This is a genomic window from Steroidobacter sp., from assembly GCF_016790065.1.
In the GTDB taxonomy this organism is placed as follows: Bacteria; Pseudomonadota; Gammaproteobacteria; order Steroidobacterales; family Steroidobacteraceae; genus Steroidobacter.
The window spans coordinates 1-6797 of the sequence record NZ_JAEUPY010000596.1 but is presented as its reverse complement, the minus strand read 5'-3'; the positions used below and the strand labels follow the sequence as shown (position 1 = coordinate 6797).

Here is a 6797-nt window from a genome sequence, read left to right as displayed (position 1 = left end):
GCACCACGCCACCGCTCTGGCTGAGTTCTTGCTCGGTCACCAGGTCGACCACGTTGGGGCTTTCGAGCACCGTGGTCTCGCGCCGGCTACCGACGATGACCACTTCTTCGAGCTCTTGCTGCTGAGCTGAAGCCTCCGTGCACAACAGTGCACCGATCAATCCAGGCAGAACTTTTTTGGCAGAACCGAGCGCGAAACTATTGGTGTGCATTTAAGGATCCACGGCTGAGAACGACACAACAGCGCGGCGCACGCTCCGCTGTGTCGTTCAATGAGCAGACTTGGATCCGTGTCGAGAGCGAGCAGCGCTGTTGAATTGGCGGCGGAATTCTAGGAACGCCCGGTCACTGGCTCAGTCGTGAAGCAGTTACCCGTCGGTCACCAGCCATTCATGGCACTGGCCCACAGTGCGCGTGTTTTTTACACATCGAGTCGGGATTCGCAGGCCCGAGGCACCGGCACCAGGCGTCGGGTACCGGTCACAACGAATCAACACATAACGAGGACGTCTAAGCCGAGCGCGGTACAATTGGCCCCGATGCTTCAAGCCACCACTGCCCCCGCCGACGATCCACCCCCGGTTTCGGCGCTGGCGCCATTTCATTTCCCGGTATTCCGCTCGATCTGGTTTGCCAGCGTGCTGTCCAACCTGGGCGGTCTGATTCAGACCGTAGGCGCGTCATGGATGATGACGTCGATCGCGGATTCGGCGCACATGGTGGCGCTGGTGCAAACCTCGGTGGCCTTGCCCATCGTGTTGTTGTCATTGTTCGCCGGCGCGATGGCCGACAACCTAGACCGCCGCAAGGTCATGCTGGGCGCGCAGATCTATATGCTGATCGTGTCGACTGCGCTGACTGTCTGCGCCTATTTCGGCCTCATCACACCCTGGCTGCTGTTGGTGTTCACGTTCTTGATCGGCTGTGGCGCAGCGTTTAACGGACCAGCCTGGCAAGCGTCGGTGGGCGACATGGTGCCCCGAGCCCATCTACCCGGCGCTGTTGCCATCAACAGCATGGGCTTCAACATCGCACGCAGCGTCGGCCCAGCAATAGGCGGCGCGATTGTGGCCGCAGCGGGAGCGGCCGCGGCGTTTGCGGTGAACGCGGCAAGTTACATCTCGCTGATCGTGGTGCTGCAACGCTGGCGCCCGGTTCGCCCGCCACAACTGTTACCGAGAGAAACCTTAGGCATTGCCGTTGCAGCCGGCATTCGTTACGTCTCGATGTCTCCTGCGATTCGTCGAGTGCTGGCTCGAGGCACGGTCTTCGGCATCGGCGCCAGCTCGGTGATGGCCTTGCTGCCGTTGGTGGCAAAAGACCTGCTGGCTGGCGGACCTCTGACTTACGGCGTGCTGCTCGGCGCATTCGGTGTCGGCGCAGTGGGCGGAGCACTCAGTAGCGCTCGCCTCCGTCAACGACTGGCTTCCGAAGGTCTGGCGAAAGTCGCTTGTCTGGCATTCGCCATAGCGGCGGCCATCTCCGGACTCAGCCACCAGCTCTGGCTCACTCTATTGATGATGTTGATTGCCGGCGCGGCCTGGGTACTGACGCTATCGACCCTCAACGTTTCAGTGCAACTCTCGACGCCGCGTTGGGTCGTGGCTCGCGCGCTGTCGATCTATCAAGTCACCACGTTCGGCGGCATGGCCGCGGGCAGTTGGCTTTGGGGCATCATCTCTGCCAGCGACGGCGTGAGGCTCGCGCTACTGGCAGCGGCATTGGTGATGTTGATTTGCACGGCCATGGGCTATCGCTTGCCGCTGGCGGAAACCACGGATCTAAATCTCGATCCGCTGCGCCGCTGGCAAGAACCAGCCACCTCAGTCGCGGTCGAGCCGCGCACCGGTCCGGTCGTGGTCACCATCGAATATCGAATTCGAGATGAGGACGTGCTCGAATTCCTGGCGACGATGGCCGAACGGCGACGCATCCGGAAACGCGACGGCGCCATGAACTGGATGTTATTGCGCGACCTCAACGAGCCGGACGTCTGGATGGAACGCTACACGACCCCGACCTGGCTCGAGTACATCCGTCACAACAACCGCATGACTCAGGACGACGCCAATATTCCTCAGCGTCTGCGCGAACTGCATCAAGGCCCCGGCCTGCCCGTGGTTCGACGCCTGATCGAGCGCCAAACCGCCGCGCTGCCGGCCGGACACATCTCGACACCGCACGATCTGGCGGAGCCGCTCACCGACCCGTCGCGCTCCTCCTGATCGCAGACGGCTGATAAAAGCCGGACCCAGCTCACAACAGCGGCTACCCCCAAGCCCGGAATGCTTGTATGTCGCCGCCCGACCCGCTATCTTGCGCCGGTCACTGGGGAGTAGCCGCCTTACGCAACGTAAGGAGCCGTCGTCAACACACTTGGTCCTCAGACCATGGCGTCGGCAGCAAATCGCTTGGCGAGACCTTTGACTTTGCGACCACAACCGGGGCTGGCAGTGGAGCGCAGAGTCATTGGTATTTGCGCCGCTGGCCCCCGGAGTTTTTCGTGGAAGCCTTGTTCACCTCGCTCGGCATGGTTGCGATCGCCGAGATGGGCGATAAAACCCAGCTGTTGTCCTTTGTGCTCGCGGCCCGTTTCCGGGGCAAAGCCGGCACCATCATTGCGGCGATTTTCATCGCCACCCTGGTCAATCACGCGCTAGCCGCCATGGCCGGCGACTGGGTCGCGAGCGCCGTGAATCCCGATGTCTTGCGCTGGATCCTGGGCGTCGCCTTCCTGGCGTTCGCAGCCTGGGCCTTGATCCCGGACACGCTCGATGAGTCCGACCAGAAAGTCAGCCGGCACGGCGCATTCCTCACCACGCTGGTGATGTTTTTTCTGGCCGAGATGGGCGACAAGACTCAACTCGCGACAGTCGCGCTCGGCGCCAAGTATGCGAGCTTGATGGCAGTGGCCGCCGGCACCACGCTCGGCATGATGGTCGCCAACGTTCCGGCGGTGTTGCTCGGCGAAAGCCTCGCGAAGCGCTTCCCGTTGAGCAAGATGCGATTCGTCGCCGCAGCGCTGTTCGCGATTTTCGGCGCGCTGATCCTGTTGAAGGTCGACTTCGGGCTGGGCCTGGCCGGCTTGTAATCAGCCGCGCAGGTCACCGTCCACGTAGAACCATCGACCGTCTGCTTTGACGAAGCGGCTGCGTTCATGCAGCCGCGCCGCCGAGCCACCGCCGATACGAAAGCGCGCGATGAACTCGACTTCCGCAGTGTCTGCGCCGGTGCTCTTGGATTCGACGATCTTGAGCCCGAGCCATTTCTGATTGGCGTCGAATGGAATCGAGGCCGGCCGCTGACCGACATGCCACGTCGCCAGCAGATACGGTTCGTTACGCATGACGAATGCCGAGTATCTGGATCGCATCAAAGATTCGGCATCAGGCGCCGGCTGGCCGTCGTGCCAGCGTCCACAGCAGCGCTCGTAAACCAACGCCGAGCCGCACGGGCACACCGCTTCAGTAGATGACTTCTTCAATGCTTCAATCCGGATGGTGGTGGCGCGTCGCCGAATTGCCGGTCTTGTCCAAGTAGCGGCGCACGGCGGCATCGATGGTGAAAAAGAAATGATCGCCGCCCAGCCGCTCGTACAACCCGGAGCGCTGCATGACTTTACGCACCGGCGCCTTGACCCCGGCGATGTAGAACTCGATGCCCTTGCGCTTGAACTCCTCAGACAGCTGATGCAAGGCCGTGTCCGCCGAGGAATCCAAATCGTTCACGGCGCTGGCATCGAGGATCAGTGCATGCAACTGACCTTCGTAGCGGTCGCAGATTTCGTGGATACGCTCTTTCAGGAACACCACGTTGGCGAAATACAGCGACGCGTCGATGCGCAGGATCACCAGTCCAGGAATAGTCTCCGCTTCGGGGAAATGCTCGACGTTGCGGAAAATATTGGTATTGGGCAGCCGCCCCAGAATGGCCGTGTATGGTCGCGTATTCAAAGTAATGAACAGCAGAATGGAAGCGACGATGCCCGCCAGCAAGCCCGGCATGATGCCGAAGATCAGTGTGGCGAGGAACGTGAACACCAGCAGCAAGCCTTCGGTGATCTTCACGTTGAACAGATAGCGAATCTCGCGCATGTCGATCAGCCGCAACGAGGACACGACCAGAATCGCAGCCAATGTCACGTCCGGCAGATATCGAAACAGCGGCGTGAAGAACAGCGCCGTCAACAACACGCAGAATGCGGTGACGATCGCCGCTAACGGCGTCCTCGCCCCCGCTGTCGCATTGAGCGCAGATCGACCGAGGCTGCCGGACACGACATAGCCTTGCGACACACTCGAACTCACATTCGCCAACCCGAGCGCCGCCAGCTCGCGATTCGCATCGATGTCGTAACCGTATTTGTTGCCGAGCGACTTGCCGACCGACACGGTCTGCGAGAAGCCCACCAGCGCCATGGTCAGCGCCAACGGCAGCAGTTGCTTGATTTGTGCCCAGTCGAATTCTGGAACAGCTAGATGAGGCAAACCGCGCGGCACCTCACCGAGCACCTTCACTCCGTGCTCGCCGAGGCCGAAGATAAACGACAGCAACGTGCACATGACCACCATGGTCAATGGTCCCGGCGCTTTAGGCGACAGTTTGGTGAAGCCCAACAACAGCAGGATGCAACTGGCCCCGATCGCCAACGTCGCCAGATTGGCCTCGCCGGCACGCGAGGCCACGTCGAACAGCGCTTCATACAAAAACGGAAACTGCTGCTGCGGGATACCTAACAAATGATGTAACTGACCCAGCGCCGTGATGATGGCGATGGCCGAGGTGAATCCGGCGAGCACCGGATACGACAAGAAGTTGACCAGAAATCCCAAGCGCAGCGCGCCCATCGCCAACTGCGACACACCGATGACCGCGGTCAATAGAATTGCCAGAGCGATGTAGGTCGCGGTGCCGGCAGTGGCAATCGTGCTCAGCCCCAGCACCAACATCAGCGAGTCCACGGTCACCGGGCCGACTGAGTTTTGTCTGCCGCTGCCGGTGAGCGCGTACAGAATCATCGGCAGCATCGACGCGTACAGACCCATGACTGGCGGCAATCCCGCCAGCAGCGCGTATGCAATGCCTTGTGGCACCAACAACGCAGCGACCGTCAGTCCCGCCATGACTTCGGTGCGCAGCTCGAACTTTCCATACAACGCCGTGCCCTGGGAAATGGGCACCCAGCGTTTCAACAACCCGCGCCAGTCGCGTACATCGACGGCGTCTTTGACCGCCACGCCGGCATTGACGACAGCACGCTGCATGCTCGTGCCGGTCTCGCCGGCATGATGACGCACATAGTGATCGGCAGCCGCGAACAGGGTTTGTTCGCTGGCCGAGTTGGGCGATGGCGCGTGCGCGGCATGCATCACCAGCTCGTACGGGCCGATCTTGATGCGCTCGCCCGGCTGCAACACATGGCGCTGGATCCGAACCGAGCTGACGAAGGTGCCGTTGGAGCTGCCCAGGTCTTCGATGACGCAGCCGTTGGCGTCGCCGATCAGCACGGCGTGGCGCCAGCTGACCTGGGAGTCTTTCAAATGAATGCCGCTGGCCGGGTCGCGCCCGATGACGATGGGGCCGCCGGATAAGCCATAGTCGCGGTGAGAGCCGTCGACGCCTCGCACGGTGACCTTGTTCACACCCATTCTCGTTCTTATCGCTCCAAGCATGATACGCCGCACCGAGCACCCGTGGCGACCTTGCGACGAAATCGACCCAGGCGTTGCGAGATCCCAACGGCGGGGTCGAGTGGCGCGTGCTTGGCACCGCGAATTTGCGGATTCGCCTTATTGATCGTGAAGCTAGTGCCTTGCGTAATGGCCACAGCGACCCTATGGTCGTTCGGGAGGGCCACCGCTGTGGAACTTTCCCTGACGGGAACCCAGGTGCGGCCGCCCGAGTAGTTTCAATAGGCCAAGTTCAGGCCCCGAAGGAAGCTCGCATGCAGATACAAGTGAATCACGACAACCGTACCCGTCTCACCGGCGACACCGCCGAACGGCTCTCCCAAGCAGTGCAAGACTCGCTGGCGAAGTTCGCCGAAAGAATCACCCGAGTAGAAATGCACCTCGGCGATTTGAACGGAGGCAAGGGTGGCCCAGACAAGCGCTGTATGCTGGAAGCCAGGATGTCGAATCTGCAACCCATCGCAGTCACTCACCACGCCGAGACCCTGCAACTCGCCATCGACGGCGCGCTGGAGCGGCTCGATCACGCACTAAGTCACGCCATCGGTAAGCTCGAAACCCACTGATCGCCCGTCACTGATCGGCACTGTCTCAGGCGCTGAACGGCGCCTGAGACAACTCACCTTGCTCCGGCGCGGCCGGGGCCAGGAAGCGTGCTTCCAAATCCGCAGCCGACAGCGGTTTGGACAGCAGGAAGCCTTGTACTTCCTGACAACCGCGCGACCGCAACCATTCCAATTGGCCGGGACGCTCGACGCCCTCGGCGGTCACGATCAGCTTCAAACTTTCGGCCAGCGACAGAATCGCGTTCGCCACGGCCGCATCGCTCGGCGAGCGATCCACGTTGGTGACGAATGCTTTATCGATCTTGATTCGGTCCGGCGGGAACCGAGTGATATAGGACAACGACGAATAGCCGGTACCAAAATCGTCCAACGCGATTCGGCAACCAAGCTGTCGAATACGCGCCAGTGCGCCCTGCACCGTTGCCGAGTCCTTGATCAGCAGCGACTCGGTCAACTCCACCTCGATCAACGACGTCGGCACATTGGCCGCCGCCGCTTCCGCTTCCAGAACGCGCGCGGGATCGCCGTGCAAAAGCTCTTTG

Annotated in this window: 7 protein-coding genes and 1 riboswitch; of the genes, 3 read left to right on the top strand and 4 right to left on the bottom strand. The window is 61.4% G+C overall.

The genetic code is table 11. The features are described 5' to 3' along the window. The coding region (locus tag JNL55_RS24610; protein WP_293860499.1) for a hypothetical protein at positions 1 to 211 on the bottom strand (211 nt) is incomplete at its 3' end. A 327-nt stretch (positions 212 to 538) separates the two neighbouring features. On the opposite strand from JNL55_RS24610, the gene JNL55_RS24605 reads away from it, so the two are divergent. Next, the gene (locus tag JNL55_RS24605) at positions 539 to 2224 is read left to right on the top strand and encodes an MFS transporter (protein WP_293860497.1); all 1686 of its coding nucleotides are present in this window, start codon (positions 539 to 541) and stop codon (positions 2222 to 2224) included. Positions 2225 to 2317: 93 nt separating this feature from the next. Then, positions 2318 to 2485: riboswitch (yybP-ykoY riboswitch) on the top strand. A 17-nt stretch (positions 2486 to 2502) separates the two neighbouring features. Beyond that, positions 2503 to 3090, top strand: a complete 588-nt coding sequence (locus JNL55_RS24600; protein WP_293860494.1) for a TMEM165/GDT1 family protein — start codon at positions 2503 to 2505, stop codon at positions 3088 to 3090. On the opposite strand, the gene JNL55_RS24595 is transcribed toward JNL55_RS24600, so the two are convergent. Continuing rightward, positions 3091 to 3483, bottom strand: a complete 393-nt coding sequence (locus JNL55_RS24595; protein ID WP_293860491.1) for a YchJ family protein — start codon at positions 3481 to 3483, stop codon at positions 3091 to 3093. A gap of 4 nt (positions 3484 to 3487) precedes the next feature. After that, positions 3488 to 5641: a sulfate permease gene (gene sulP, locus JNL55_RS24590; protein WP_293860488.1), complete on the bottom strand. Its 2154-nt coding sequence runs from the start codon at positions 5639 to 5641 to the stop codon at positions 3488 to 3490. Positions 5642 to 5943: 302 nt separating this feature from the next. Between sulP and JNL55_RS24585 the strand changes: the two genes are divergently transcribed. Next, the gene (locus JNL55_RS24585; RefSeq protein ID WP_293860485.1) at positions 5944 to 6255 is read left to right on the top strand and encodes an HPF/RaiA family ribosome-associated protein; all 312 of its coding nucleotides are present in this window, start codon (positions 5944 to 5946) and stop codon (positions 6253 to 6255) included. Between the two features lie 25 nt (positions 6256 to 6280). Here JNL55_RS24585 and JNL55_RS24580 read toward each other — a convergent pair. Beyond that, a partial coding sequence (locus tag JNL55_RS24580) for an EAL domain-containing protein (protein ID WP_293860482.1) occupies positions 6281 to 6797 on the bottom strand: 517 nt, incomplete at its 5' end.

Bases quoted from the DNA above. Each gene is read 5' to 3' on its own strand.
- JNL55_RS24605 (WP_293860497.1), top strand. From the start codon at position 539: ATGCTTCAAGCCACCACTGCCCCCGCCGACGATCCACCCCCGGTTTCG.
- JNL55_RS24585 (WP_293860485.1), top strand. From the start codon at position 5,944: ATGCAGATACAAGTGAATCACGACAACCGTACCCGTCTCACCGGCGAC.